At 59.9% G+C, this 24,114-nt stretch carries 25 protein-coding genes and 1 pseudogene; 10 read left to right on the top strand and 16 right to left on the bottom strand.

All coding sequences use genetic code 11. The features are described from left to right. Positions 1-2: 2 nt before the first annotated feature. From tssG to tssA, 6 genes are read right to left on the bottom strand one after another with little or no spacing between them, the layout of a single operon-like run. The gene (gene tssG, locus AC4PS7_RS06060; RefSeq protein ID WP_010209963.1) at positions 3-1,016 is read right to left on the bottom strand and encodes a type VI secretion system baseplate subunit TssG; all 1,014 of its coding nucleotides are present in this window, start codon (positions 1,014-1,016) and stop codon (positions 3-5) included. Then, complete coding sequence (gene tssF / locus AC4PS7_RS06055; protein ID WP_042572225.1) at positions 980-2,767, bottom strand: type VI secretion system baseplate subunit TssF; 1,788 nt, start codon at positions 2,765-2,767, stop codon at positions 980-982. Before tssF ends, tssG begins: the two co-directional genes overlap by 37 nt. Then, positions 2,757-3,155, bottom strand: a complete 399-nt coding sequence (tssE, locus tag AC4PS7_RS06050) for a type VI secretion system baseplate subunit TssE (protein WP_010209959.1) — start codon at positions 3,153-3,155, stop codon at positions 2,757-2,759. The genes tssF and tssE overlap by 11 nt, the downstream gene beginning before the upstream one ends. A gap of 14 nt (positions 3,156-3,169) precedes the next feature. Then, positions 3,170-4,645, bottom strand: coding sequence for a type VI secretion system contractile sheath large subunit (tssC, locus tag AC4PS7_RS06045; RefSeq protein WP_106119125.1), 1,476 nt, complete (start codon positions 4,643-4,645; stop codon positions 3,170-3,172). Positions 4,646-4,673: 28 nt separating this feature from the next. Beyond that, positions 4,674-5,171 carry a type VI secretion system contractile sheath small subunit gene (gene tssB / locus AC4PS7_RS06040; protein ID WP_021491584.1) on the bottom strand — a complete coding sequence of 166 codons (498 nt, stop codon included), beginning with the start codon at positions 5,169-5,171 and terminating at the stop codon, positions 4,674-4,676. Positions 5,172-5,202: 31 nt separating this feature from the next. Then, complete coding sequence (gene tssA, locus AC4PS7_RS06035) at positions 5,203-6,756, bottom strand: type VI secretion system protein TssA (RefSeq protein WP_074900670.1); 1,554 nt, start codon at positions 6,754-6,756, stop codon at positions 5,203-5,205. Between the two features lie 478 nt (positions 6,757-7,234). Here tssA and AC4PS7_RS06030 point away from each other — a divergent pair, with 478 nt between their 5' ends. Next, positions 7,235-7,750, top strand: coding sequence for an Hcp family type VI secretion system effector (locus AC4PS7_RS06030; RefSeq protein WP_010209954.1), 516 nt, complete (start codon positions 7,235-7,237; stop codon positions 7,748-7,750). A gap of 52 nt (positions 7,751-7,802) precedes the next feature. Here the strand turns inward: AC4PS7_RS06030 and AC4PS7_RS06025 are convergent, their stop codons facing one another. Further along, the gene (locus AC4PS7_RS06025) at positions 7,803-8,624 is read right to left on the bottom strand and encodes an aldo/keto reductase (protein ID WP_010209952.1); all 822 of its coding nucleotides are present in this window, start codon (positions 8,622-8,624) and stop codon (positions 7,803-7,805) included. Positions 8,625-8,730: 106 nt separating this feature from the next. On the opposite strand from AC4PS7_RS06025, the gene AC4PS7_RS06020 reads away from it, so the two are divergent. Continuing rightward, on the top strand, positions 8,731-9,225 hold the full coding sequence (locus AC4PS7_RS06020; protein ID WP_010209951.1) for a DUF1543 domain-containing protein: 495 nt from the start codon (positions 8,731-8,733) through the stop codon (positions 9,223-9,225). A gap of 106 nt (positions 9,226-9,331) precedes the next feature. On the opposite strand, the gene AC4PS7_RS06015 is transcribed toward AC4PS7_RS06020, so the two are convergent. Continuing rightward, a complete protein-coding gene (locus AC4PS7_RS06015; RefSeq protein WP_010209950.1) occupies positions 9,332-10,534 on the bottom strand; it encodes a TPM domain-containing protein in 1,203 nt (400 codons plus the stop codon). A 128-nt stretch (positions 10,535-10,662) separates the two neighbouring features. Between AC4PS7_RS06015 and AC4PS7_RS06010 the strand changes: the two are divergent. After that, positions 10,663-11,477 (top strand): annotated as a pseudogene (locus tag AC4PS7_RS06010) (alpha/beta fold hydrolase). Then, positions 11,467-12,609, top strand: coding sequence for a PAS domain-containing sensor histidine kinase (locus AC4PS7_RS06005; RefSeq protein ID WP_010209947.1), 1,143 nt, complete (start codon positions 11,467-11,469; stop codon positions 12,607-12,609). Before AC4PS7_RS06010 ends, AC4PS7_RS06005 begins: the two are co-directional and overlap by 11 nt. Here AC4PS7_RS06005 and dapF read toward each other — a convergent pair. Further along, positions 12,597-13,400, bottom strand: coding sequence for a diaminopimelate epimerase (gene dapF, locus AC4PS7_RS06000; protein ID WP_010209946.1), 804 nt, complete (start codon positions 13,398-13,400; stop codon positions 12,597-12,599). The two genes, AC4PS7_RS06005 and dapF, sit on opposite strands and share 13 nt — an antisense overlap. A gap of 73 nt (positions 13,401-13,473) precedes the next feature. Between dapF and AC4PS7_RS05995 the strand changes: the two genes are divergently transcribed. Next, entirely contained in the window at positions 13,474-14,049 is a 576-nt protein-coding gene (locus tag AC4PS7_RS05995) for a P-loop nucleotide/nucleoside kinase family protein (protein ID WP_010209945.1), read from the top strand. Here the strand turns inward: AC4PS7_RS05995 and AC4PS7_RS05990 are convergent. Beyond that, positions 13,964-15,559 (bottom strand): L,D-transpeptidase family protein, encoded by a 1,596-nt coding sequence (locus tag AC4PS7_RS05990; protein ID WP_010209943.1) that lies wholly within the window; start codon positions 15,557-15,559, stop codon positions 13,964-13,966. The two genes, AC4PS7_RS05995 and AC4PS7_RS05990, sit on opposite strands and share 86 nt — an antisense overlap. Positions 15,560-15,598: 39 nt before the next feature. Here AC4PS7_RS05990 and AC4PS7_RS05985 point away from each other — a divergent pair, with 39 nt between their 5' ends. Both AC4PS7_RS05985 and AC4PS7_RS05980 read left to right on the top strand, forming a co-directional pair. After that, entirely contained in the window at positions 15,599-16,312 is a 714-nt protein-coding gene (locus AC4PS7_RS05985; RefSeq protein ID WP_010209942.1) for a murein L,D-transpeptidase catalytic domain family protein, read from the top strand. Positions 16,313-16,342: 30 nt separating this feature from the next. Continuing rightward, positions 16,343-17,089: a creatininase family protein gene (locus tag AC4PS7_RS05980; RefSeq protein WP_010209941.1), complete on the top strand. Its 747-nt coding sequence runs from the start codon at positions 16,343-16,345 to the stop codon at positions 17,087-17,089. Positions 17,090-17,142: 53 nt separating this feature from the next. Here AC4PS7_RS05980 and AC4PS7_RS05975 read toward each other — a convergent pair whose 3' ends face one another. Both AC4PS7_RS05975 and AC4PS7_RS05970 read right to left on the bottom strand, forming a co-directional pair. Next, complete coding sequence (locus AC4PS7_RS05975) at positions 17,143-17,484, bottom strand: hypothetical protein (RefSeq protein ID WP_010209939.1); 342 nt, start codon at positions 17,482-17,484, stop codon at positions 17,143-17,145. Between the two features lie 36 nt (positions 17,485-17,520). Next, the gene (locus AC4PS7_RS05970) at positions 17,521-18,165 is read right to left on the bottom strand and encodes a hypothetical protein (protein ID WP_010209938.1); all 645 of its coding nucleotides are present in this window, start codon (positions 18,163-18,165) and stop codon (positions 17,521-17,523) included. Between the two features lie 131 nt (positions 18,166-18,296). Between AC4PS7_RS05970 and AC4PS7_RS05965 the strand changes: the two genes are divergently transcribed. Next, positions 18,297-18,569 carry a hypothetical protein gene (locus AC4PS7_RS05965; protein ID WP_010209937.1) on the top strand — a complete coding sequence of 91 codons (273 nt, stop codon included), beginning with the start codon at positions 18,297-18,299 and terminating at the stop codon, positions 18,567-18,569. Here AC4PS7_RS05965 and yfcF read toward each other — a convergent pair. Next, a complete protein-coding gene (yfcF, locus tag AC4PS7_RS05960; RefSeq protein ID WP_010209935.1) occupies positions 18,544-19,161 on the bottom strand; it encodes a glutathione transferase in 618 nt (205 codons plus the stop codon). The genes AC4PS7_RS05965 and yfcF overlap by 26 nt on opposite strands. 96 nt (positions 19,162-19,257) lie before the next feature. Next, the gene (locus AC4PS7_RS05955; protein ID WP_010209933.1) at positions 19,258-19,806 is read right to left on the bottom strand and encodes a DUF924 family protein; all 549 of its coding nucleotides are present in this window, start codon (positions 19,804-19,806) and stop codon (positions 19,258-19,260) included. Between the two features lie 292 nt (positions 19,807-20,098). Between AC4PS7_RS05955 and AC4PS7_RS05950 the strand changes: the two genes are divergently transcribed. Then, positions 20,099-21,253, top strand: coding sequence for an acetyltransferase domain-containing protein (locus AC4PS7_RS05950; protein WP_010209932.1), 1,155 nt, complete (start codon positions 20,099-20,101; stop codon positions 21,251-21,253). An 86-nt stretch (positions 21,254-21,339) separates the two neighbouring features. On the opposite strand, the gene AC4PS7_RS05945 is transcribed toward AC4PS7_RS05950, so the two are convergent. Next, positions 21,340-21,948 carry a LysE family translocator gene (locus AC4PS7_RS05945; protein WP_010209927.1) on the bottom strand — a complete coding sequence of 203 codons (609 nt, stop codon included), beginning with the start codon at positions 21,946-21,948 and terminating at the stop codon, positions 21,340-21,342. An 88-nt stretch (positions 21,949-22,036) separates the two neighbouring features. Here AC4PS7_RS05945 and AC4PS7_RS05940 point away from each other — a divergent pair, with 88 nt between their 5' ends. Further along, positions 22,037-22,621: a GNAT family N-acetyltransferase gene (locus AC4PS7_RS05940; protein ID WP_306413612.1), complete on the top strand. Its 585-nt coding sequence runs from the start codon at positions 22,037-22,039 to the stop codon at positions 22,619-22,621. Positions 22,622-22,791: 170 nt separating this feature from the next. Here AC4PS7_RS05940 and AC4PS7_RS05935 read toward each other — a convergent pair whose 3' ends face one another. Continuing rightward, the gene (locus AC4PS7_RS05935; RefSeq protein WP_010209925.1) at positions 22,792-24,111 is read right to left on the bottom strand and encodes an OprD family porin; all 1,320 of its coding nucleotides are present in this window, start codon (positions 24,109-24,111) and stop codon (positions 22,792-22,794) included. Positions 24,112-24,114 lie beyond the last annotated feature (3 nt).

The raw sequence follows: 24,114 nt of genomic DNA, 5'->3' as shown, positions 1-24,114 counted from the left end.
ATTCATCCTTCATGAGCATTGCCCGACACCATGACCACACCATCGGCGCACTCATGTGCCAGCCAACTGGTCCAGCCGAGGCCGCAGACGTTGTGTTCGCCAATGTGCAACGGTCGGATCTCTTCCTTGGCCAGCACCAGGCGCAGGTCATATTCCAATGGATCCCGAGCCGTCAGGCGCACCAGCGAACACAGCAGCGGGTAGTCGGCCCCAGTGGGCAGAAACCCATGGAGTTGCTGCCAACCCAGGCCCTGCAGATGCACCCTGAACTTGCCGCTACGGTCGGCCACCCGGCAGCCCAGCACCTGGTCATGACCGAGCACACTGTTCGCGTTGCCGAGCCGGTTTCGCTGCGGATCGTCGATGACCACCGTGCGCAGTACCCACTGTTCAATGAACAAGCGGTGGTGTTTGAAGTAGTAGCGCAGCACCGTCTCGATCAAGGATGCCGAATGCGACCGGAGGCCAAGCATCCCGAGGTACGGCAGCAGCCGTTCGCAGTTCAATCGCGCGATACTGCGAATCTGCTGTCCGCTCAGGCCGATCAACGCGAACATCTGCTCGGAGAACGTGTCACGCGCGCCTGCCTGGAAACGCGCCCGGTAACGGTACTTACGCCAGACGGGTAGCATCAGTCGTTGCAGACGGTGATGAAACACGTCCAGAAAATCTCGCGTGGTATTGCCACCCACCCCGTCGGCACACGCCTGCTCGCCATAAAACGCCGGCAAGGGCGACCCCGCGCCACACAAGCCCAACAGGTTGAGTCGAAGACGCGCACGCAACTGCTCGTGTTCGATGAAAAACTCCACCCGGTCAATATCGTGACCGGGAAAGCCAAGACCTGGATTGGCGTGAAACTCCAACAGGTCATACAACGCGTCTTCATCCAACAGCGGATGGGCAACGCGCAAGCGTTTGATCACCTGCAAAACTGCCTGGAATAGCGAGTACTCGCGGATGCTCAGGGACAATCGCGTCAAAGCAGGGGCTGCTGCCCCATCCGTGGTGGCCATAGGTACACGTCTCCTTGTGTGCTGATGACTCTTAGTTCGTGGTAGGCGTTGAGGCTGGCGTAAAGCGCGAAGAATTCGTTGAGTACCGACGCGAAGACGAACACTTCGCCATGCCCCAAAAAGCCTTGGGGATCGATGCTCAGATCAATTCGTATCCCCCGAAACGGCAAGCCACGGTGCAATCGGTCAACCGCCGTATGACTGACGGATCGCATTGCGCCCAGCTTCCTCTCGCTGATCTTCTGCGCTTGTCGGTCGTGGTAGCGCGGTAAGTCATAGGTTTGAAGGATCACCTTCAAGGCATTGATGTCGCTCAACGACAGATAGTTGAGCGACAGGTTGCTGATCAACCGCCAGAGAAAATCCTGATCCAGGGGGGGCGGGAAACTGGCCGTCGGTGCGCAGATATTCCGAAACGACAACCCCTCTGGCGTCTGTTCGCAAGGCAGGTTGATGTCCCCAAGCTGCAATAGCCGAGGCAGATTGTGATTGGTACACGTCAACTCGATCGACAGTGTTTGCTGCGCTGACCCAGGACCGTTACCAAACGCAAGCCAGGTCTCAAGGCCTGCATGTTGTGTCGATGGCCGTTGACGAATGCTGTAACTCGCTGGGCCATCCGACAGGTCGTTATCGACATCATGTTCGAAGGATTCGAAGGGTACGTAGGTCTTGTATCCACGCCCACCCGGTTGCCACCCTGTGACACTGTCAACGGAAAATACGCTCGCGTTTTCCCGTGAATACTCACCGGGGACGAGCAGGTACTCATCCTGCTTCCCGTCCAGGCGGATGGGCACTGCATCATGCTTGAACAGGTTCACGATGGGGGTGCAGTACAGTTTGACGTTCTCCAGAGTGGGCTGCCGGGACTCACCCCATGGACTGCGCAACTCGAAGCGCAACATCACTCCACTGACCTGCTTGAGCAATTCGACAGGTAATTCCTGCAGTACCCCCAGGCCCCCCACATCGACAAACAGATACTTGTCAGGGAAGGCAAAATACTCCTGCAGGTGGCGATACCCCGGAAAGGTATTCTGCGGATACGGGATCAACGCCTGTTCCTCGCTGAAACCCACCGGCTGGACCTGGTCGGCACCCAGTCGCAGCGATAACGCCTGACCATCAACCCCATTGACCGGTAGGCCATCGTGGCCCAAAGGCAGCAGCTCGATACCCTCGAGATGACGCAGCAGGCCCAGGTACAGCTCCTGGCTGATGTAGCGATCCCCGGCGAAATGCAGGCGCAACCGGTTGAGGGTCCATTCACTGAAATTCCCTTCGGCGCTCATCTCCAGACGCAGACTCAACATCCCCCGTCCTGCTCGGGAGCCATACTCCAAGGCGCTCAGTCGCAACGGTAGAACCTGCGTGGCATAGCAGGTCCGAAAACGGCATCGCTCGCCATTGACTGCGGCGCTCTCAACCGGCGTTCCCCTCGCTACGCACACGTCAGGACCTGAGTGCTTCAACGGATCAAACTGCAGCATGCTGAACGCAGGCATCGGGCGCATGTAGTTGGGCCAGAGCAAATGCATCAGCGAGTGGGTCAGTTCTGGAAGCTCGTCATCGAGTTTCTGGCGCAAGCGCCCCGTAAGGAACGCAAAGCCTTCCAGCAGACGCTCTACATCCGGATCTTGACCGGCCTCTGCGAGAAACGGAGCGAGCGCAGGATTACGCTCGGAGAACTGCCGCCCGAGTTGTCGCAACGCGCTGAGTTCGCTTTGGTAATAACGATTAAACGACATCCGGCAAGACCTCTACCCGACCGGAGTCGCCTAGCCGAGCGGTGAACACTACGGGGTGCTGGGTGCCCTTAATCACTAGCGTGGCTTCAATGGCGAAGGCCAGGGCCAGCGGGTCATGGTCCCTCGGCAACGTCTTGACCCGCACATCCTTCAAGCGCGGCTCGTAGGCGCGGATGAATCGCTCGATCAACAAGCGTGACTGAGCCAATGACTCATGCAGGCTCTGGTTCATGTCATTGAGGTCGGGCAAGCCGTAATCCGGCAGCGTCTGCACACTGCCCGCACGGATGCTGAGCATTTTTCCCAGGTGACTCGCGACGGATGTCACGGCACTTGCGGGAGTAGCCGGGCGTTCAAGGCGCTGGAAAAGACTCTGGTGATTGGGCATTCGCTGGCCTCTGCTCATTCTTTGTCGAGCTTGCCGACCAAGGACAATGTGAAATCCGCCCCCATGTACTTGAAGTGCGGGCGCACACTCAAGTTGACGCGGTACCAACCGGGTTCGCCGTCGACATCGCTGACAACGATGCGGGCCGCCCGCAAGGGTCGCCTCCCACGCACTTCGGCACTGGGGTTTTCCTGATCGGCGACGTACTGGCGAATCCACTTGTTGAGTTCAAGCTCCAGGTCAGTGCGCTCCTTCCACGACCCCAATTGCTCGCGCTGCAAGACCTTGAGGTAGTGGGCCAGGCGATTCACCACCATCATGTAGGGCAATTGAGTGCCCAGGCGGTAATTCAGCTCGGCCTCCTTGCCTTCTGGACTGAGACCGAAGTGTTTCGGCTTCTGAACCGAACTGGCGGAAAAAAATGCTGCATTGTCGCTACCCTTGCGCATCGTCAAGGCAATAAAGCCCTCCTGCGCCAGCTCGTATTCACGCCGATCGGAAACCAGCACTTCAGTCGGGATCTTGGTTTCAATTTCACCCATGCTGTGGAAGTGATGCAGCGGCAAGTCCTCCACCGCGCCACCGCTTTGCGGGCCGATGATGTTCGGACACCAGCGAAAGCGCGCGAAACTGTCGGTCAAACGCGTAGCAAAGGCGTAGGCAGTGTTGCCCCACAGGTAGTGCTCATGGCTGTTGACCACGTTTTCCTGATAGGCAAAGGTCTTGACCGGGCATTCAAGGGGATCGTAGGGCGTACGAAGCAGGAAACGCGGCACGGTCAAGCCGATATAGCGTGCGTCTTCGCTTTGGCGAAAACTTTGCCATTTGGCGAATTGAGGGCCTTCGAAATGGTCTTTCAGATCTTTGAGATCCGGTAGGCCGGTGAAACTTTCCAACCCGAAGAACCCAGGCCCGGCAGCTGCGATAAACGGCGCATGGGCCATGCAGGCCACGCTGGATGCGTATTGCATCAGCTTCACGTCGGGTGCGCTGGGGGACAGAAAGTAATTGGCGATAATCGCGCCCACAGGCTGACCACCGAACTGACCGTATTCCGCACTGTAGATATGCTTGTACAGCCCGGACTGGGTCACTTCCGGAGAGTCCTCGAAATCTTCCAGCAGGTCTTGCCGAGAGATGTTCAGCAGTTCGATCTTGATGTTCTCGCGAAAATTGGTGCGATCAACCAACAACTGCAAACCTTTCCAGGAAGCTTCCAAGGCCTGGAAATCCGGGTGGTGCAGAATCTCATCCATCTGAAGACTGAGCTTCGTGTCGATCTCGGCAATCATCCGATCCACCAGCCGCTTCTTGACGGGCTCACCACGGTTCTGCGGCTTGATCAGCTCTTCGATGAACGCCGAGACGCCACGCTTGGCAATGCCATACGCCTCGTCGTCCGCACTCAGCAGAGTCTGTGCAACGATGTTGTCGAGAATGCTGTATTGATCAGCGGTTTGTGCAGGCAGTGAGTGATGTTGTGTTGTCATGCGGTCAGTGTCCTTTTACTGAAAAATGTCAGGCGTCAGGCGTGTCCAGCCCCAGCTCCGCCAATACCCGGGCACGGGAATCGTCATCGGCCAGGGCCTGCTCGATAGCCTTGCGAAAGCTCGGCGTGTTGCCCAACGGGCCTTTGAGCGCCATCAACGCCTCGCGCAACGCCATCAGCTTGTGCAACTCGGGCACCTGCTCTACCAGGTTCGCGGGATTAAAATCCTTCATGGAATTAATGCTCACCTGAATGGCCAGTTCCTCAACGTCTGCATCCTCCTGCAGACGGTTAGGCACGTTCAGCGTCAGGCTCAACGCCTGTTTGGCCAACACGTCATCCAGGGTGTTCTTATCGATCGCAATTGGCTTTCGATCTTCGAGCTTGCGCACATCTTCACGCTGGGTGAAGTCGCCCAGCACCAACAGCTTCAACGGCAGCTCGACTTCTTCCTGCGCCCCGCCTACAGCGGGCTTGAAAGTGATGTTGATACGCTCCTTGGGGGCGACCGAAACGTTTTTGGCCATGGTGTATTTCCTTATTCAGTGGCTCGAAAGCCTATTCAAGTACCGCTTCCAGATCGAAGAGGCACAGCCTGCGATGGGTGTCTTCCTTGCGCTCACGCACTGCGTGGTTTTGTGGCAACAGGTCGCAGCAGCGATACAGAAGCTGGGTGACCTGAAGGGCCAACTCCGGCTCCCAGTGCTCAAGACCTGTGTGTTGCAGTTCGTGGTCCAGGTGTTCGAGCTGGATCTTCGCCAGCTCATGCTTGCCGGCCTGCACACACAGGCGCGCCTGGGCAAGCCGCCAATGAAATCGCGCGCGTTCGCTGCGAGCGGCATACATCCCTTGTTTGAGTTCATGGATCGCGGCTTTGAGCCCGTCCTGTCGCAACCGGGGTGCGACTGCCTGCAAGGCGCTCTCCCAAGGCTCGGCTTCGGTATCAATCACCACGGCGGCTGATTCGGGTGTTTGCAGATGACGGCTGACCTGCAGCGTGATCCAGTCACGGCTGGCGGCGTCGGCAAAAGGGATGCCGTCGTGAAAACAGAAGGACGGCAGGTCCGGCAGACGTTGCAGCAGCAAGGCGAAGGTCACTTCCAACTCGATCATGGCCTGTTCGGCCCGCAAGGCTTCCAGGCATTGCCAGAGCATGTGCAGCCCGTCAAACCAGAACATCGCACCGGCGAGACTGGCTTCGAGTTCAAGTACCAGGTCGGCGTGATGCCCTTGAGCAAAACGCTCCTGATAACGCTTGAGTTTTTCAGGGGCTGGCCCACGCAGGGTGGTAACCCGTTCGCTGTCGGCGTCCGGATATCCGCTCAGGACGAGCCAGTTCAACGTTCGGTTGAGACGCAGGGCGCGTAGATCGGTGGCGTTCTGGCGCAACCACCAGGCACACAACGGACGGGCCTGCTCCTGCAAAGTGCGTAGCAACTTGCCTGCGTCTTTTTCGTTGTCCACCACGGGCTCGGATTTGAGCAATTGACTGGTCGCCTGCTTGACCTGGGCAATGACGCCGCTCAAGCCTGCTGCCGGGGCATCAGCCTGAAGCGCCTGCTCCAGCCGTTGGGCCAATTGCCTGCGAATCGGCAGCAGCAGCGGCGCGTCGTCCCCCAAGTGCCTGCCCCACAGCTCTTCAAGGCTCGTCAGGTGCTCAAGCACGGCGCGGAACAACAGCTGCTGGTTCTGGAGTGGCAGGCCCTGTGCAAACAGAGGCTCAATGCGCAACACCAGCCAGGCGAACGCTGCGCTTCGGGTACGCAGTTTTTCGGGGTAGCTCTCCACCCAATGATGCTCACAGAGATAGCGCAGCAACCCGAGACCCGCCAGCAAGCCTGGATAAGACTCACGTTGGTACAACGCCCAGGTCATCCACACCACCACGCGTAGATCCTTGGATTGCTGGCGCAACAGGCGTTCGCTGGTTTCCAGGATCTTGTGCCAATCAGGCTGGCGGGTGCCATGAATGGATTGCGCCTTGGTCAACTCGGATTCCAGGCATTCATATTCACTTGAAAAGCGCATATCGCCGCCCGCAAAACATGTTTGCGAACAAGGCGACCTTGCAACTTCAAGATAATAATCACACAGCGTGTCCGAATAAGACATTTCGCACCAGGCGCAACTAACCAAGACGGGAGCAGCCCACTAACCGCACTTGAAATACGGATTAGAAGGCATCTGAACCTTGCCCTAACTTCTGCAAAGTTCCCGAACCTTAGCCACGCCCAAATCATTCAGCAAGCGACGGAATGACACTTAATCCTTTTCCTACAACCGTATTAAATGGGCCACTGCGCAGCATTTTGCGCACCCATTCATGCTTATGCGCTCAACTTGACCTTACAACTTCGACATTCATCCATTCTTCCAACTGAGCAACTAAATGCGCACAGCTGCGCAATTAAATACGGTTTACACCCACAAAGTTCATCCCACACAACCCAAAAAACGAACTTATATAACGCCACACCTCAATGTTTATTGGCCCGCGTACTTTCAGGCACGGTTCTTGTACTAGGCACCTTTCCCAACCCGCGTAATTATCGGTTGGAACTACCTCTTCAATCAGACAAGGAAACCCGTCATGCCAACACCCGCGTATCTCTCCGTCACCGGCGTCAAACAAGGTTTGATCACGGCAGGCACGTTTACCCAGGACTCGGTAGGTAACATTTATCAGGAAGGCCATGAGGACCAGATCCTGGTCCAGGCCTTTTCTCACCAGGTGATCATTCCGCGTGACCCTCAATCCGGCCAACCAACGGGCCAGAGGGTGCATAAGCCCATGATGATCAGCAAAGTCTTCGATAAATCCTCACCGTTGCTGTTCAGTGCATTGACCAGCGGCGAAGAGGTCAAGTGCCGGCTGGAATGGTTGCGCACCTCGTCGGCCGGCACCCAGGAGCACTACTTTACGATTGAACTGGAGGGGGCGACCATCGTGGACATCCAGTCACGCATGCCGAACTGCCAGGATCCGGACAACGCTCATTTCACTCACTTGGAAGACGTTTACTTCACCTATCGCAAGATCGTGTGGACCCACGAAGTGTCCGGCACATCAGGGTCAGATGACTGGCGTAGCCCGGTTGCAGGTTAAACCGGCTTGACGCAGGGACGGCGCCAAGGATGGCGCCGTCCCTGCGAAGGGGCTAAACCATCGCCAGTGGATGTTTGCGTTTGGGTGCGCCAAACACGCGATCAATCGCCTCCAGGTCGTGCTCATCCAGTACCAGCTTGGCGGCGGCCGCATTGAGCCGCACGTGCTCAGGGGTGACGGCCTTGGGGATTGCGATCACGCCATCCTGGCGTAACACCCAGGCCAGGGAGACCTGCGCGGGTGTGACCTCATGGCGGTGGGCGATCTGCTTGAGGGTCGGGCTGGACAACAACTCACCACCCTGGGCGATCGGGCAATACGCCATCAAGGGCAAGTGATGCTGTTGCCACCACGGCAGTAGGTCGAATTCGATGCCACGCTCTTCGATGTTGTAGAGCACCTGGTTGGTGGCGCAGGCCGGGGATGCGAGTTCCTGCAGGTCGGCCACATCGAAATTGGACACCCCCCAACGCCCGATTTTGCCGGCTTCGCGCAGGCGTTCGAAGGCTTCGACGGTTTCTTCGAGGGGGTACTGGCCGCGCCAGTGCAACAGATAAAGATCGATGTAGTCCGTGCCCAGGCGTTGGAGACTGGCTTCACAGGCGCGGGGCACGCCCTTGTGGCTGGCGTTGTGCGGGTAGACCTTGCTCACCAGAAATACCTGGTCGCGCTTGCCACGAATGGCTTCGCCGACCACTGTTTCGGCGCCACCATCGCCGTACATTTCGGCGGTATCGATCAGGGTCATGCCCTCGTCGATGCCCAATTGCAACGCCGCGACTTCAGCGCGGTGCTGGTCGGGGTTTTCGCCCATGCGCCAGGTTCCCTGGCCGATAACAGGAACGGGAACACCCGCCAGATCGATGGTGCGCATGACAACCTCCTCATGAGTTCGCGGATTAACAGTGTGGCATTGGCCGGACAAAAGGGTTCAATCGAAGTATGGTTAGCCTCTGCCAAGTCGCCAGGAAGAACCTGTAATGCTGTTTGTCGTCATGCTCGGGGGTAAGCACCCCCGGGCGAAAATTGAAGTACACGATGTGGTATTTGTTGTCGCGGACACGCTGGAGGCCACCTACCCGCAATTGCGCGATGGCTGGTTTGGCGGCCCCAAGGGTATGCATATCGATGCGTGGATGGCGGTGGATGGCGTCGACGGTTGGAAAGTCGAGTTCAGCCCCCTGGCGCCTGCTGCCGGCGCGCATCACCTGTACTTCATTAACCTTGGCGGTTATGAAGCCAACAGCTTTGGCGAAGCCCACCACTACCTGTTGGTGGTGGCCCGCAATAAACAGGAGGCTACGAGCAAGGGCAAGCAACAAATGCTGCGCCAGTGGTCCCAGGCCCACACCGACGGCGTACTGGATATCGATGATTGCCTGCCGATCGATCTGGTGGACGGTCGCTATGTTCACTTGGTACAGGGCCCGCACCAGCCGATCCGCCAGCAGAATGACTACATCGTCCTGACCTGACGCTTCATTTATTGAATGGATGACGCGGCAGCCGCGAAGCGGTCTGCGCACGTCCAGCCCGGGGGCGGCGTGCAGAGATCGGTGGATTACACGCAGCCTGGCGCCTTTACCAGCTCCCGGATGCCCCGCCACCCCCACTGGAGCCTCCGCCACCGGAAGAACTGCTACTGGAACTGGAGCTGCTGGAACCCGAGCTTGAGCCATCACTCGACCCGGACCCAGACCCGCCGCTGGTCTTGCCAAAAATGAACAGCGCTGCGAACGAGGCTATCGGGAAGGCGTACAACCAACCGTTACGGCCGAGTTCCATCAGCATCCCCGCCGCCACATACACCCCCACCGCGGCCACCAGCCGCGCAATAAACCCTACACGGCTCTGCTTCCAGGCGTCCTTCATGATCACCAACAGGACCAGGTACAACCCCAACGCCAGCAACGCACCCAGCGGAAACACCAACCAATGAATGAAGTTGACGTCGGCATATCGCTGATCAACCACCACCAACCCAAGGATGTAGGCCAGCAGCGCAACCACGCCGTAAAACACCGAGCGGGCCATCCACAACGCACCAAACGTCGCGCCGCCGATCAGCAGGGTCAATGGCAGCACCAGCAGGAACATCAGCCAGTCGCGGCCCCCACCAAAAATCGCCAGCAGCACGGTGACGGCCGCGATCGCAATCAAGGCGCGGCGCCAGTGAAGCCTACCGGCGCTGATCAGCACACCGCCAATGGCGCCGATGACAAACGCCAGCGCTATCGCAATGAACTGAGGATTCGCCCCTGGCCCGGCGATTTGGGGTAGGTCGCCGCCGTCCACCAGCACCACCAAGTCGTTTACCCCCTGGGAAACACCGCCGGCAAAATCCCCCTGGCGGAAGGCCGGGGTGATGTGTTCTTCGATGATGCGGTGTGCCAGCAGGTCAGTCACCGTACCCTCCAGGCCGTACCCCACCTCAATACGCACCTTACGGTCCTCCTTGGCCACCACCAGCAGGACGCCGTCATTGACGCCCTTGCGTCCCAACTTCCAGGCGCGGAACAGTTGATTGGCGTAATCCTCAATGCTCGCACCGCCGGTGGTGGGCACCAGTAGCACGGCCACCTGCGCGCCCTTGCGCTGCTCAAGGTCGGCCAGTTGGTTTTTCAGACGGGTGGTGGTGCTGGCATCCAGGGTGTCGGTGAGGTCGATCACCCGTTGGTCGAGGGCGACGCCAATCGGTGAAGTGTCCGCCTGGGCGGTGCTCAAAAGGCCTAAGAACACCAGCGCCACCAGACTCAAGACGGATTGCCGCAGAATCGCCATCATGTTTTGTTACCTGAAGTTTCTTCCTGAAGGCGGCGACTTTACCTTATCCGCACTATATCGCGTGACCCCACGCCGTTGACTATTTAAACTCCCTTCACGCATAGCAAAACGCCACAACCGGAAAGCCCATGGATCTACGCCACCGCAACAATGTCAGTGTGATGGGCAACGGCAGTTCGACCCTGGTGTTCTCCCACGGCTTCGGCTGCAACCAGGCGATGTGGAACTACCTGGCCCCGCAATTTTCCGAGCGTTTTCGCGTGGTGATGTACGACTTGGTGGGCGCCGGCCTGTCGGACCTCAGTGCGTTCGACAAGGCCAAATACAGTTCCCTCGACGGTTACGCGCGCGATTTGAACGAGATCATTGACGCCTTCGCCGTGGGCCCAGTGATCTTGGTGAGCCATTCGGTGAGCGCCATGATCAGCACCCTCGCCGACCGCCAGGCCCCAACCGTATTGCCGCCCACGTCATGATCGGCCCCTCGCCGCGCTACATCGACGCCGACGGTTATGTCGGCGGCTTCAAACGGGGCGATATCCAGGACCTGCTCGACACCCTCGACAGCAACTACCTCGGTTGGTCCAGCGCCATGGCGCCGGTGATCATGGGCGCGCCTGGGCAACCGGCGTTGAGCCAGGAATTGACCGACAGCTTTTGCCGCACCGAACCTGAGATCGCCAAGCAATTTGCACGGGTGACTTTCATGTCGGATAACCGCCAGGACGTGATCGGCCTGGCCACTCCGGTACTGGTCCTGCAATCGAGCGACGACCTGATTGCCCCGGTCGCCGTAGGTGAATACCTGCACAGCGTGTTGCCCAATAGCACCTATTGCCTGGTGGACAACGTCGGCCATTGCCCGCACATGAGCGCGCCGCACGCCTGTGCAACCGCCATGCACAGCTTCCTGGCCCCTTGGGCGGCTGCACGTGCCGACTGATCTGTTCGACAGCGCCGCCTGCGCCCTCGCCGTCACGGCAGAGGACGGCACGATCCTGCAAGTCAATGCGCGGTTCAGCGAGTGGCTGGGGTTCAGCACGACTGAGCTGTGCGGCAAGCGTTTTCAGGATTTGCTGACCATGGGCGGGCAAATCTTCCACCAGACCCATCTGGCGCCGATGCTGCGCATGCGCGGCAGCGTCACCGAAGTGAAACTCGACATGCTGCACCGTGACGGCCACAAAGTGACCGTACTGCTCAACGGTATCAAGCGAGAACAGACCGATGCCGTGGTACACGACCTGGCGCTGTTCGGCACCACTGACCGTGACAAGTACGAGCGCGAGCTGCTCAATGCACGCAAACTGGCCGAGGCCTTGCTTCAGGAAAAGACTGACACCGAACTTGCCCTGCAGCACGCCCAGGCCGAATTGCACGAGGCCTATGCCATTTCCCAGAGTCGCGCACGGTTTGCCGAGCAAATGGTGGCGATTGTCAGCCATGACCTGAAAAACCCGCTGACCGCCATACGTATGGCCTCGGATTTTCTGGCAAGGGGCGAACGCACGACCAAGGAACGCCAACTGCTCGGGCATATCGGCCAGTCGTCCGAGCGTGCCCAACGCATGATCGCCGACCTGCTGGACTTCACCCAGGCACGCGTCGGCCAGGGCATCACCATCAAGGCAGCGCCGCTGGACCTGCATGAGGTGATTCATCGTGCTGTGGATGAACTGCGCGTGGCCTTTCCCAAGGCATCCTTGGTGCACCTCGCCGATGGCAATGGCGACGCCAGTCTGGACGCCGACCGCGTGCAGCAGATCATCGGTAATCTGGTGGCGAACAGCGTGGCGTATGGTGACCCGCAACGACCAATCACCATCACTTCACGCCTGGGAGATAACCGGTGCGAAGTGTCGGTACATAACTACGGCCGAGTGATCCCGAAAGCGTTGCTGGCCGAATTGTTCGAGCCCATGACCCGTGGTACCGATCAGGGCAGTGACGTACGCAGCGTCGGCCTTGGCCTGTACATCGTGCGCGAATTGGCCAGGGTGCATGGCGGCGATGTAGCGGTGAGTTCCTGTGTCACGGGCGGCACGACGTTTACCGTCAACTTTCAGCCTACGTAGGCGCTGCCCTGCATCACCGGCTCCACGCTGCCTGTGAGCACCACTGCCCCCTCGCCCGCCCAGTGCACAGTCACCGTGCCGCCGTCGCAGTGCACCTGCACCGTGGCGTCCAGCAAGCCACGGCGGATCCCATTGACCACCGCGCCACAGCAGCACGACCCGGAACCCAGCGGCACGCCACCGCCGCGCTCCCAGATGCGCAGGCGGATATGACCACGGTCGAGCACCTGCACGAAATGCACATTGGTCTTGGCTGGGAACAATGGGTGAATTTCCAGCGCCGGGCCCACGGTCGCCACGTCGACAGCCGTGAGGTCTTCCACGAAAAAGGTGCAATGCGGATTGCCCATGCTGCACGCCGCCGGGTTGCCATCGATGGGCAAGGTGAGCGTATCCATGGCCTCGGCCAGCGGCACGGCCGACCAGTCCAGCGACGGCTCACCCATGTTCACCGAAATTTGCCGCCCCGCAGCCCGCGCACAGGTCAGCAAGCCGCGGTCAGTACGCAGCACCACCGAATCCGTGCCCGCCTCATGCATCAGACGGTCAGCCACGCCACGGGTGGCACTGCCGCAGGTGGCCAGCAGCGTACCGTTGGGGTTCCAGAATTTGATGCGCGCGGCGGCGTCATCACAATCGAGCAGCACGGCCAGTTGGTTGAAACCGATACCGGTGTGGCGGTTACCGAGTTGGCGGGCAACTTTCGCGGTAATCGGATCGTGCAGGCCCCGGCGATCGATGATGATGAAATCATCGCCATGGGCGTGCATTTTCACAAACGGCAGAGGCATGGGCTGTCCTGTGGTCGACCGATGGGGAACTGAAGGATACCCTGAACCGCACCCATCTTATCGAGAGCCGCCCATGCTAATTGTCTTCAGCGGACTGCCCGGCACCGGCAAGACCACCATCGCCCAGGCGCTGGCAGGCCAGATCGGCGCAGTGTACCTGCGCATCGATGTGATTGAGCAGGCGATCCGTGACGCGGGCGTGTTGGCGAGCGATGTGGGTGCCAGCGGTTATGGGGTAGCGAATGCCTTGGCGTTGAGCAATCTGCGATTGGGGCAGACGGTGGTGGCTGACTGCGTGAACCCGGTCAAGGAAAGCCGGGAGGCGTGGAAAACATCGGCGGCAATGACAGGTGCGCAGTTGCTGGATATTCGGGTGATTTGTTCTGACCGGCAGGAACATCAACGGCGGGTGGAAGCCCGCACGGGAGATATTCCCGGCCTGGCTCCCCCCCCTTGGGAGTCGGTGCTGGCGCATGAGTACGAGGCGTGGGCCGAAGTGCCGATGACGCTCGACACCGCACTCATGACGCCGGATGAGGCGGTAACAAGAGTGCTGGCGACGCTCAAAGCACGCTCCCCATCGCCTTCATCAACACCAGGTCCCGCCCATAGATATCCGGCGCATACACCAACCCGCCCTCGCGATTGACCTCAACCGTCCAATAACTCAGCAGCACCGGTACCGGCGTGGCCAACCTGAACTCATGGGTCAGGCCGGTAGCCAGCAGCTCATCGGTACGGGCGCGCTCAGCCGGGCTCACCAATAAATCCCGCAGCAACAACGGTTGCTCGACCCGCACGCACCCTGAGCTGAATGCCCGCGGTCCCTTGGTGAACAGCGGTTGGCTCGGCGTGTCATGCAGGTACACCGAGTACGGGTTGGGAAAACGCATCACGATCTTGCCCAGCGGATTGCGCGGACCAGCTTCCTGACGCAGCAGGATATTGCCGGGTCGGGCCCAGTCCACCTGTTCGGCAGTCAGCGGGTGGCCTTCGGCGTCCAGTACTTGCAGGTTCTGCTGGCGCAGGTATTCGGGGTTGAGGCGGATGGCCGGGAGTTTGTCCTCGCGCATGATGGTGGGCGGGATGGTCCAGGTGGGGTTGAGGGTCAGCCGGGTAATGCGCGATTTGAGCAGCGGCGTCTGACGTTCGGCGCGACCGACTTGCAAGCGGGTTTGCCAGACCGGGATGCCGCTCTGGTACACGCTCAGTTGCGCGGCAGCGACGTTGACCAACACGCCTTCGGGCTCCAAGTCCTGGGCCAGCCAGCGGAAACGTTCGAGGTTGATGCGCAGTTGTTCGCGGCGCACCGCCGGGCTGATGTTCAATTCGGCCACAGTGCCGGCGCCGATCACCCCGTCGGCCTGCAACGAATGGCTGAGCTGAAAGGCCTTGACCGCCTTGACCAGTTCATCGCGGTACTGCTTGCCGCTGGGCGCGTTGGCCAGGTAGCCGCCACTGATCAGGCGCCGCGCCAGCTCCGGCACGCGGGGGTCTTCCATGCCCGGACGCAGCAGCGGGCCGCTGGCCACAGGGTCCCAATGCGGTAAGGGTTGCTGGCGCACGGTGGAATAAGCGTTGCGCAGGCTGCGATACAAATCGGCACTGGGCCGTGCCTGGTCGAACGCCTGGGCCATGTCTTGCAGACCTTGGGCCGCAAACGCCAGCACTTCGACGTTGGGGTCGCGGGTGGGTGGTTGAGCGTGCCACAGCGGTTCGAAGCGCGATTGCTGCAGGCGGCCGTAATGAAGATCCTGCAGGGCTTGCAGGTAGTGCTGGCTGCTGGTGATATCGCTGCACAGCACGTTAGCCGCGGCATCTGGCACAGGCAAGCTATAGTGGGTAGGGTCCAGGCCGTCATCGGCGAGCATCAGCAACTGAGATTGCAGGGCTTGTCGACGGTCATCGGCGGACCACAGCGGCATGTTGCCTTGCTGCTGGTAGAAGGCTTGCAGGCGCAACTGGGCGGCGGCGTCGACCTGCCGAGCCAGGTCCGGGCAGACACTGGGCAGTTGCGCCAACGCCTGTTGCACGGGTGCCAGATCGACCGGCGCCGGCGTGGTCACCGGCAACGGCTCGACCGGCAGCGCGACGGCTGTCGCGACCAATGGTGCAACGAGCAGGCAAATGCTCAAGTAACATGCGTGTTTTTTGAACAATTGACCAGGCTCCAATCCACACCGGGGGACACTTCGTAGATGCTGACTTTCATGCGCCGCCTCGGTTTGATGGCCGTGGCGTTGGCTACGCTGAGCAATTTTGCGCTTGCTGCCAATCAGACCTCTCCTAACTTGTATAGCAGCCTGGCGCGCTCGGCTCCAGAACTCAATCCCACCGTACTCAAAAGCGCCCTGAACGCGGTGCAGTGTGCGGTCAATAACGGCGAAGAACGTTCCGAGCGCCTAGCGGTTATTGACTACTCCCAGCCATCGACCGCCCGTCGGCTGTGGATCTTCGATCTGCGCAAGAAGACCCTGGTGCTGCGCGACCTGGTGGCCCATGGTGCCAAATCTGGGGAGAACTTCGCCACACAGTTCTCCAACCTGGAAGGCAGCCACCAGTCCAGCCTTGGGCTGTTCCGCACCCAGGAAAGCTACCTGGGCACCCACGGCTACTCGCTGCGCATGGACGGCCTGGAGCCGGGCTTCAATGACCAGGCCCGCGATCGTGCCATCGTGATTCACGCCGCCGACTATGTGAGCCCCCTGTGGAGCAAGCGCGAAGGCCGTATCGGCCGCAGCCAGGGTTGCCCGGCCGTGCGCCCGCAAGTGGCGCGCCAGGTAGTGGATAAGCTCAAGGATGGGCAGTTCATGTTTTCGTGGTACCCCGACCAGCGCTGGTTGAAGTCTTCGACCTACCTCAATTGCAAACCCCAACAGGTGGCGAGTAGTCGTACAATCCGTGGCGGATAGCCTGTCCCCATAGATAAAAGAGAGCGTCGCATGCTTCTACACAAATCCACCTGGATCGAGATCGGGCAGTTTCTGGAGCGCAACCGCACGGTGGTGATTCCGATCGGTTCCAACGAACAGCATGGCCCCACCGGCCTGCTGGGCACCGACTGGATGTGCCCGGAAATCATCGCCCATGAAGCGCAGAAGAACGCCGACCTCCTGATCGGCCCCACCTTCAACATCGGCATGGCCCAGCATCACCTGGGCTTTCCCGGCACCATTTCCCTGCGCCCTTCCACTTTTATCGCCGCGATTGGCGATTGGGTGCGTTCGCTGGCCGGGCATGGTTTCGAGAAGATCCTGTTTCTGAACGGCCACGGCGGCAATATCGCCACCATTGAAGCCGCATTTTCCGAGCTGTACGCCGAAGCCAGCTTCGCCCGCCGCCCGGCCGGGTTTGCCTTGAAGCTGGTGAACTGGTGGGACCTGGAAGGTGTGAACGACCTGGCGCAACGCCAATTCCCGGTGGGCCATGGCAGCCATGCCACGCCTTCGGAGATTGCAGTGACCCAATGGGCCTACCCGGACGCGATCAAGACGGCGGATTACTCGCCGCAAATTGCCAACACCGGGCCGATCCGTGAAGCCCTGGACTTCCGCGCACGCTTCCCGGACGGACGCATGGGTTCGGATCCGGCGCTGGCGACAGTGGAAAAAGGTGGGGAGCTGGTGGCGTTGGCGGCGCAGGGGTTGGTCAAGACGGTCAACGCCTTCAGCAACGAAGCCAAACCCTAGGCCTGACACACATTCAAAATGTGGGAGCAAGCCCGCTCCCACTGGGGGCGGTGTTACTTACATTCCTGTGCGGCAAGCTCCAATCGCGACGGCTTAATCGTCGACGCCAGCGGCTTGCGCTCATACAGGAACACCTTGCCACCGTCCTGGGTCTTGTAGGCTTCCAGCACATCATCGGCGGCAATCTTGCTGGTCAATACCACTTTGGCGTGGCGCGAGTTCTGCGTCACGGTGGCGGCGATCCCGTGTTTTTCCAGCTTGGGCAGCACACACTGCACATAGGCTTCAGGCGTTTTGCTGGTCTGGAAGGTCATGGTTGGAGCGTTGGGGGCGGAAACACAACCGGCCAACAACAAGGAAGCAAGGGCCAAGGCCGGGGCGAAAAAAGCGCGCATCAAAAATTCCTGACGATAAAAAAATAAAGGTTCACATCAACCGGCACGAACCAACGCTTTGAGCGAGGCATCGAACTGCTTCAAGGCATCCAGTTGCACATCCCGCTGCTGCTCGATCTGCGCGGCAATTTCCGGCGCGGCCTTGTCGCGTACCCACACCGATGGCACCTGCTTGTGCACCGAGCCTTCGGCCTTGGCGATGTATTGCAGGTTCGCATCGTAGAACCGCGCAATGAAACGCGCCTCGACCTGGTCGTTACGCTGGGTCAGCAACTGGTTATGGGTATCGAGCATCACCACCACATCGGGGTGAGCCTGCACCAGGGCATCCAGGTTGTCGTAGACCGTCACCGACAAAAAGGTGCCTTGCAGCGAGCTCATCAACCAATCGATGGCCAGCTCCGGGTCGGAGCTGTTGACGAACGCCTGGCGGATACGCCCGTCGAGGGCATCCCTGGCGCCATTCAAGGCCATGTCGTGGTAGCGTTCGAGGTAGCTGAGGTTGTCGCGGGTGTTGTCACTCAGCAATACACCCACCGACTGCGCGTGCTGCAGGGATTCTACGCTACCGTTGACAGGTAGCAAATGGCGCGTGCGCAGATCATCGGCGACTGCCGCGTTGTTGAAGGCAACCGTGCCGAGCATCAAAGTCATCAAAGCCAGCTGAATAAACGTCCTCATCGCGCATTTCCTTGAACAGCATCTCGATGGGGTGATTTTGCGCTTTTCCCGCAAAAACAGAACTTGCGTTCCATGATGGTGACTATTATCTGAACCGATAGTGCTGACATAAAACTTATAAGGACCCCGCCATGAAGCCCCACCAGAAAACCTTCGACCGCATCCGCGAAGCCGTACTACCGGAGTTTCGCGAGCGGGTCGCCGATTACCTGGTCGATTATGAAAACGTGCTGTTGGACGAGGCGGCTGACAACGATCAAGTCAGCGCCAGCGCCCAACAACTGCGCGGTTACCTGCGCGGCCTGAACACAACGCGGGTGCTGGGCATGGCGGATTGGGAGGACCTGGATCGCCGGGTCCTGCAAATCTCTGAGCGCTCTACAGCGCAGGACGATGCTGATTGACCCACGCCTGTACGGAGGGCCGCTGCCACTGGCGCTGCGCGTATTCCACCAATTCGGCAGGTACGCTGTCGCCGTTGAGAATCAGGCGGTTAAGCATCACGGCCAGGTCCACATCGGCGATTGACCAATCGCCGAACAGATACGCTGGGTTGCCGACCAACAAGTCCTGCGCCGCACTGATCAACTTGGCCGCCGCCGCTTCAGCGACTGGGGACAATGGCGGCATCTTCTGCCCGTAGAACACCACCATCGTCGAACGCTCCTGGCGGATCGGCAGCAAGTCACTGCGCAACCATGCCTGTACCTGGCGCGCCCGCGCCCGCAGCTTTGGGTCGGCCGGGTACACCGGCGTTCCGGGGTAGGCTTGCTCCAGGTACTCGGTGATCGCCGAGGACTCCGACAAGGCGAAGTCGCCCTCTACCAAGGTCGGCACGCGTTGGGTCAGGGACAGGCGGGCGAAGTCGGCCGCGTGCTGTTGCGCGGCATCCAGGTCCAGGGTGATCGTGTCGAACGCCAGGCCTTTTTCGCGCAGCGTGACGAACACCGACAGGGCGTAGGGGCTGGTGTACATATGGTCAACATACAGGCGCATAACGATTCTCCTTGAGGGGAACACCACGCTACGAGATGTGCCGCAAGAAAGACAATGCGCTGTTTTTATGGGGGCATTCCTTGGCGGAATACTGGCCTAGCCGGCAAACCCACCCTCGTCCAGGAAGGCGCGTTCTTCCTCCGTGGTCTCCCGAGCCAACACCTCATTCCGATGAGGAAAGCGCCCGAACCGCTCGATGATCCGGGCATGCTCCTTGGCCCAATGGTAGGTGCTGGCGTCCAATGCCTGGTTGAGGATTAGCGAGCGCTGCTGGTCCGCCGGGTTTTCCGAATGTTCGAACGGCAGGTAACAGAATGCGCGCAACCCCGGGTCGATCTGTTGATCCAGCCCGGCGTCGACCAGGCGGCGGGCGTACAAGCGTGCCAGCGGGTCGGTGGCGAACATATGGGCGGTGCCGCGAAAGGCGTTGCGCGGGTATTGGTCGAGCAGGATCAGCAGGGCCAGGGCACCTTGCGCAGAGTCCAGCCAGTGTTCGAGTTCACGCCGGGCAGCTTGCAGGTGGGTGGTGTGGAAGGTGTCGCGAAAGCGGGCGTCGAAGGCTTCGTCCTTGGCAAACCAGCGCTTGGGGCCGGCGTGTTTCCAGAACTCGATGACGGATTGTGGGGTGTGTTGGGTCGCACTCACGGGGCTATCTCCTGTAGGAACCGGCTCGCCGGCGCCTACAGTGGACCGTGTTTGCGGATCAGAAGTCCACTGTTGCCGAGCACTTGACTGCGTGCGGCTCGCTGCCGAAACCGGCGATGTTCGCAATACAACGCCTGGACAGGCAGAGGGAGCGAAGACGACATGCCGATCCCCCGCCCCCGGTAGCAGTTAAGAGCTGATCGCATTCAAATTTGAGCAACGAATCGCAGCAACGCGCACACTAATGTTATAGGATAACACCCCACTTCCGCCCTGCCCTGTGACCCCGCCCATGACCGATGCTGTTCCCCTGCGCCAACGCCTGCTCTCCATCGATGCCCTGCGCGGCCTGGTGATCCTGTTCATGCTGCTGGACCACGTGCGCGAAACCTTCCTGCTGCACCGCCAGGTCAGCGACCCGATGACCATCGACAGCACCGAGCCTGCGCTGTTTGTCAGCCGTACCCTCGCCCACCTGTGTGCGCCCGTGTTTGTGTTGCTCACGGGGTTATCGGCCTGGCTGTATGGCCAGAAATACCAGGGCCGACGCGACGTGTCGGCGTTCCTGTTCAAGCGCGGGCTGTTTCTGGTGGTGCTGGAATTCACCTTGGTCAACTTCGCGTGGACCTTCCAGTTGCCGCCCAGCGTGATCTACATGCAAGTGATCTGGGCGATTGGCGTGAGCATGATCGCCCTTGCTGCGCTGGTGTGGTTGCCGCGTCCGCTGTTGATTGCGTTTGCGGTGGTGATTATCGCCGGGCACAACCTGCTGGACGGGCTGCACTTCGAGACCGGTTCGGCACTGCATGTTCCATGGGCGATCCTGCATGAGCGCAGTTGGATCGAGGTGGGCGACTCGCTGCGCCTGCGCATCACTTATCCGGTGCTGCCGTGGATCGGTGTGATAGCCCTGGGTTATTGCCTGGGCCCGTGGTTTGCCAAAAGCATGCAGCCGACGTTGCGCCAACGTTATCTGTTGCTCGGCGGTGTGAGTGCGTGGGTGGGGTTCGTGGTGGTGCGAGCGGCCAATGGGTATGGCGACACACCATGGCAAGCCTATGACAACGGCGTGCAAACCCTGATGAGTTTTTTCAACATCACCAAGTACCCGCCTTCGTTGCTGTTTTTGGCCCTGACGCTGGGTATCGGATTGTTGCTGTTGCTGGCGTTTGAACAAGCTGGGGCCAAGCGTTGGATCAGCATGCTCGCCACCTTCGGGGCGGCGCCGATGTTCTTTTATTTGCTGCACCTGTATGTGCTGAAAATCCTCTACGTCGTGTGCGTGGCGCTGTTTGGCCTGAATCACGGCAACTACTTCGGCTTTGACGGCATGGGCGCCATTTGGCTGGTGGCGCTGCTGCTGCCGCTGGCGCTGTACCCGCCGGTACATTGGTTCGCCGGGCTGAAGGCGCGGCGCCGCGACCTGGCCTGGCTCAAATATCTATAGAATCCGGACAGCTTTTCTGTGGGCGCTGGCTTGCCTGCGATTGCATCACCTCGGTCTATGCAGGCTACCGAGGCGCCCAAGGCCCTTCATGTCGCGACCAGATGCACATAGAACGCGTGAAACATGAAATACGCACACACCGCCAGCGCCAGGCCCATACAGCGGTTGAACACCGTAAACGCTGACGTCCCGTTGATCCGCCGTCCCAGGAGTGCGCCGAGCAACGCATAGATCCACGGCGCGCCAAACGCGCCAAAGGCCAGCAACCCCGACACCACCGCAATCGACACCCCGGTGATATGCGCCGCCGGCAGCATGACGCTGGTGATCGGCAGCACCGCCATGATGCCCTTGGGGTTGAGCAACTGGATCACCAGGCCGTTCCAGAACGTGAGGGTCCTGGTCGGAGCGGTTGAGGCTTCTTCATCGACCACCGTGCGCGCGGTGAACACCTGATAAGCCAGGTACAAGGTGTACACGCCGCCAATCAATGAGATATAGGGCAACGCCGCCTGAGAAATGATCGCTTCGCCGGTGTAGCCGAACAGCATGAACAACACCAGCATCGCGCACCCCACGCCGACGAAAAACCCGGTGGAGCGACGGAACTGCCCCGTGAGCCCGGCGTTAAGGCCCATGAAATTTACGGGGCCGGGGCTGTACATGACGCTGAAGGCGTAGAGGAAGATGTCCATGGGAGACCTGCAGTAGAAAGAGTGCGGCGAGTCTACTGAGGGGCGTTGGGGGGATTCTTGTACGTTTGTGGTTGTGGCCGATATAGGGATGATGCTGCGCCTTCCAGCGGGAGCAAGCTGCCTCGCCACGGGTATAGTGTTTGTCGAACTCTTCGGGATAAAACCAGGCATGGACACAACGAATCAAGGCAACCTGGATTCACGGACAGTTCCTTTGAGTCAGCGCAACGCAAACGTCTCGATACGTAAACTGGAGCAACTTCCGGTGCAGATCCGCGCGCTCGAAGTTCAGGCAGTCGCCGAAGGTTTCAGGTTCCTGACACGATTGATCACAGAGTGGGAAGATGGCACCCATCGATTTGATCAACCGGGTGAATGCTTTCTAGGGATGTTTTGTGAAGGGCAGTTGATAGCAGTCGGCGGTCTGTCTTGTGATCCCTTTGCGGGACCGGGCGTTGGACGGCTTCGCCGGGTCTACGTAGAGCGCAATCACCGTGGGCGGCAGGCTGGAAAGGCCTTGGTGCATCAATTGCTGGAAAACGCTGCCGTGCATTTTTACCAGGTACGTCTGTCCACCGATTCCTCTGAGGCGGCAGCTTTCTACCTTCGCTGCGGTTTTGATCAAGTGGCTGATGACACGGCCACCCACACAAAAACCTTGGGGCACAGCTGAGACGGATGCTGCAGGCTCAATGACAGAGCGCGAAAGTGGGAGTTGTCGAGCTTCAGCGAGGCGACGATAGCCGTGTGTCAGGCGGCATCTCTATCGACAGTGCTGCGGTCATCGCGACCTCACTGGGTTCGACGGCTCCCACATTGGGCTTTGCGGTGTTTGAAGGGACGTTACATCAACGGAATCGAGTAATTTACAAACACCCGATTCTGATCCTGATCCCGCGCCACTTCACTGCGCGACACACCGTTGCGCCAGCCAAACCCGACGTTTTTGAACGTCCCGCTCTGCACCACGTAATCCAACGAGATGTCCCGCTCCCACTCGCTCGCATCGTTGCCGCTGGCGGTGAGGATGTGGTCACCCTTCAAGTACATCACCGAGGCTTTCAACCCCGGTACGCCGAGTGACGCGAAGTCATAGGCGTATTGCGCAAAGGCGGTGCGCTCGCCGGCCTGGATGAAGGTTTGCACGGTACGGTCGGTGTAGAGGTACAGGCTGGAACCGCCCTCCCCTTTATTCACCAGGCCACCCTGGTTGAGTTGGGCGAAGTTGCTGTCGTCCGAGACCTGTTGGTAACCGGCGGTGATCGCGTGCGGACCCAGGGAGTAGATGAACGCCGCGCTCCACGTGTTGTTGTCGATTTCACCCGTGCCGTTCTTGGTGTAGCCGCCGAGCTTGTAGCCTTCGGCACGGCCGGCGACGCTGCTGTTCTTGCCGTCGGAGGTGGTCTTGAAGTAGCGCAGGTCGGTTTTCAACGAGCCGTAGTCGCCCAGGGGCAACACGTGGATCAGCCCGGCGAAGTGCTGTTGGTAATAGTCTTCGAGGTTGGCGTAGTAGTACTGGAGCATCAGGTCCTTGGTCACCTGATAATCGGCACCGGCGTAGTTGAATGTGTTGCTTTCCTGGGTGCCGCCCGCCACCGCCAGGCCGCTACGGTCGCTGGAGCCACGGCCGGTGGTGTGTTGCAGTTGGCCGCCGATCAGGGTCAGGTTGTCGATGTCCTTGCTGGTGATTTGCCCACCGTCGAACGACTGCGGCAACAGGCGGCCGTCGTTGCTCACCAGGATCGGCAGGTTCGGGCGCAGGTAACCGTAGCGCAGTTCGCTCTTGGCAAAACGTGCCTTGGCCGTGGCGCCACCTCGGGCCCAGTTATCGGTGGCCTTGCCGTCATCGTTGGGGATCATCGAGCTGCCCACATGGCGACCGGCGCCGCTGTCGAGGGTGATGCCGAGCATGCCGATGGCATCGAGACCAAACCCCACGGTGCCGTCGGTGAAGCCCGACTGGTAGTTGAGGATAAACGCCTGGCCCCACTCTTCAGTCTTCGACGGGGCGGCGGTGCCATCCCGGTTGTCGTTGTTGAAGTAGAAGTTGCGCATGCTCAAGTTGGCTTTGCTGTCGCTCAAGAAATCAGCCGACGCCAAAGGGCTCAGGGCAACGCCCAGGCTGCCGGTCAACACGCTTAACACATTCAAAGTGGCTTTCATCAC

It is taken from the genome of Pseudomonas sp. DW-iso3 (genome assembly GCF_058725305.1).
This window is presented reverse-complemented; position numbering and strand designations above follow the sequence as displayed.

Bases quoted from the DNA above. Each gene is read 5' to 3' on its own strand.
- tssG (WP_010209963.1), bottom strand. From the start codon at position 1,016: ATGGCCACCACGGATGGGGCAGCAGCCCCTGCTTTGACGCGATTGTCC.
- tssF (WP_042572225.1), bottom strand. From the start codon at position 2,767: ATGTCGTTTAATCGTTATTACCAAAGCGAACTCAGCGCGTTGCGACAA.
- tssE (WP_010209959.1), bottom strand. From the start codon at position 3,155: ATGCCCAATCACCAGAGTCTTTTCCAGCGCCTTGAACGCCCGGCTACT.
- tssC (WP_106119125.1), bottom strand. From the start codon at position 4,645: ATGACAACACAACATCACTCACTGCCTGCACAAACCGCTGATCAATAC.
- tssB (WP_021491584.1), bottom strand. From the start codon at position 5,171: ATGGCCAAAAACGTTTCGGTCGCCCCCAAGGAGCGTATCAACATCACT.
- tssA (WP_074900670.1), bottom strand. From the start codon at position 6,756: ATGTCTTATTCGGACACGCTGTGTGATTATTATCTTGAAGTTGCAAGG.
- AC4PS7_RS06030 (WP_010209954.1), top strand. From the start codon at position 7,235: ATGCCAACACCCGCGTATCTCTCCGTCACCGGCGTCAAACAAGGTTTG.
- AC4PS7_RS06025 (WP_010209952.1), bottom strand. From the start codon at position 8,624: ATGCGCACCATCGATCTGGCGGGTGTTCCCGTTCCTGTTATCGGCCAG.
- AC4PS7_RS06020 (WP_010209951.1), top strand. From the start codon at position 8,731: ATGCTGTTTGTCGTCATGCTCGGGGGTAAGCACCCCCGGGCGAAAATT.
- AC4PS7_RS06015 (WP_010209950.1), bottom strand. From the start codon at position 10,534: ATGATGGCGATTCTGCGGCAATCCGTCTTGAGTCTGGTGGCGCTGGTG.
- dapF (WP_010209946.1), bottom strand. From the start codon at position 13,400: ATGCCTCTGCCGTTTGTGAAAATGCACGCCCATGGCGATGATTTCATC.
- AC4PS7_RS05995 (WP_010209945.1), top strand. From the start codon at position 13,474: ATGCTAATTGTCTTCAGCGGACTGCCCGGCACCGGCAAGACCACCATC.
- AC4PS7_RS05985 (WP_010209942.1), top strand. From the start codon at position 15,599: ATGCTGACTTTCATGCGCCGCCTCGGTTTGATGGCCGTGGCGTTGGCT.
- AC4PS7_RS05980 (WP_010209941.1), top strand. From the start codon at position 16,343: ATGCTTCTACACAAATCCACCTGGATCGAGATCGGGCAGTTTCTGGAG.
- AC4PS7_RS05975 (WP_010209939.1), bottom strand. From the start codon at position 17,484: ATGCGCGCTTTTTTCGCCCCGGCCTTGGCCCTTGCTTCCTTGTTGTTG.
- AC4PS7_RS05970 (WP_010209938.1), bottom strand. From the start codon at position 18,165: ATGAGGACGTTTATTCAGCTGGCTTTGATGACTTTGATGCTCGGCACG.
- AC4PS7_RS05965 (WP_010209937.1), top strand. From the start codon at position 18,297: ATGAAGCCCCACCAGAAAACCTTCGACCGCATCCGCGAAGCCGTACTA.
- yfcF (WP_010209935.1), bottom strand. From the start codon at position 19,161: ATGCGCCTGTATGTTGACCATATGTACACCAGCCCCTACGCCCTGTCG.
- AC4PS7_RS05950 (WP_010209932.1), top strand. From the start codon at position 20,099: ATGACCGATGCTGTTCCCCTGCGCCAACGCCTGCTCTCCATCGATGCC.
- AC4PS7_RS05945 (WP_010209927.1), bottom strand. From the start codon at position 21,948: ATGGACATCTTCCTCTACGCCTTCAGCGTCATGTACAGCCCCGGCCCC.
- AC4PS7_RS05940 (WP_306413612.1), top strand. From the start codon at position 22,037: ATGATGCTGCGCCTTCCAGCGGGAGCAAGCTGCCTCGCCACGGGTATA.
- AC4PS7_RS05935 (WP_010209925.1), bottom strand. From the start codon at position 24,111: ATGAAAGCCACTTTGAATGTGTTAAGCGTGTTGACCGGCAGCCTGGGC.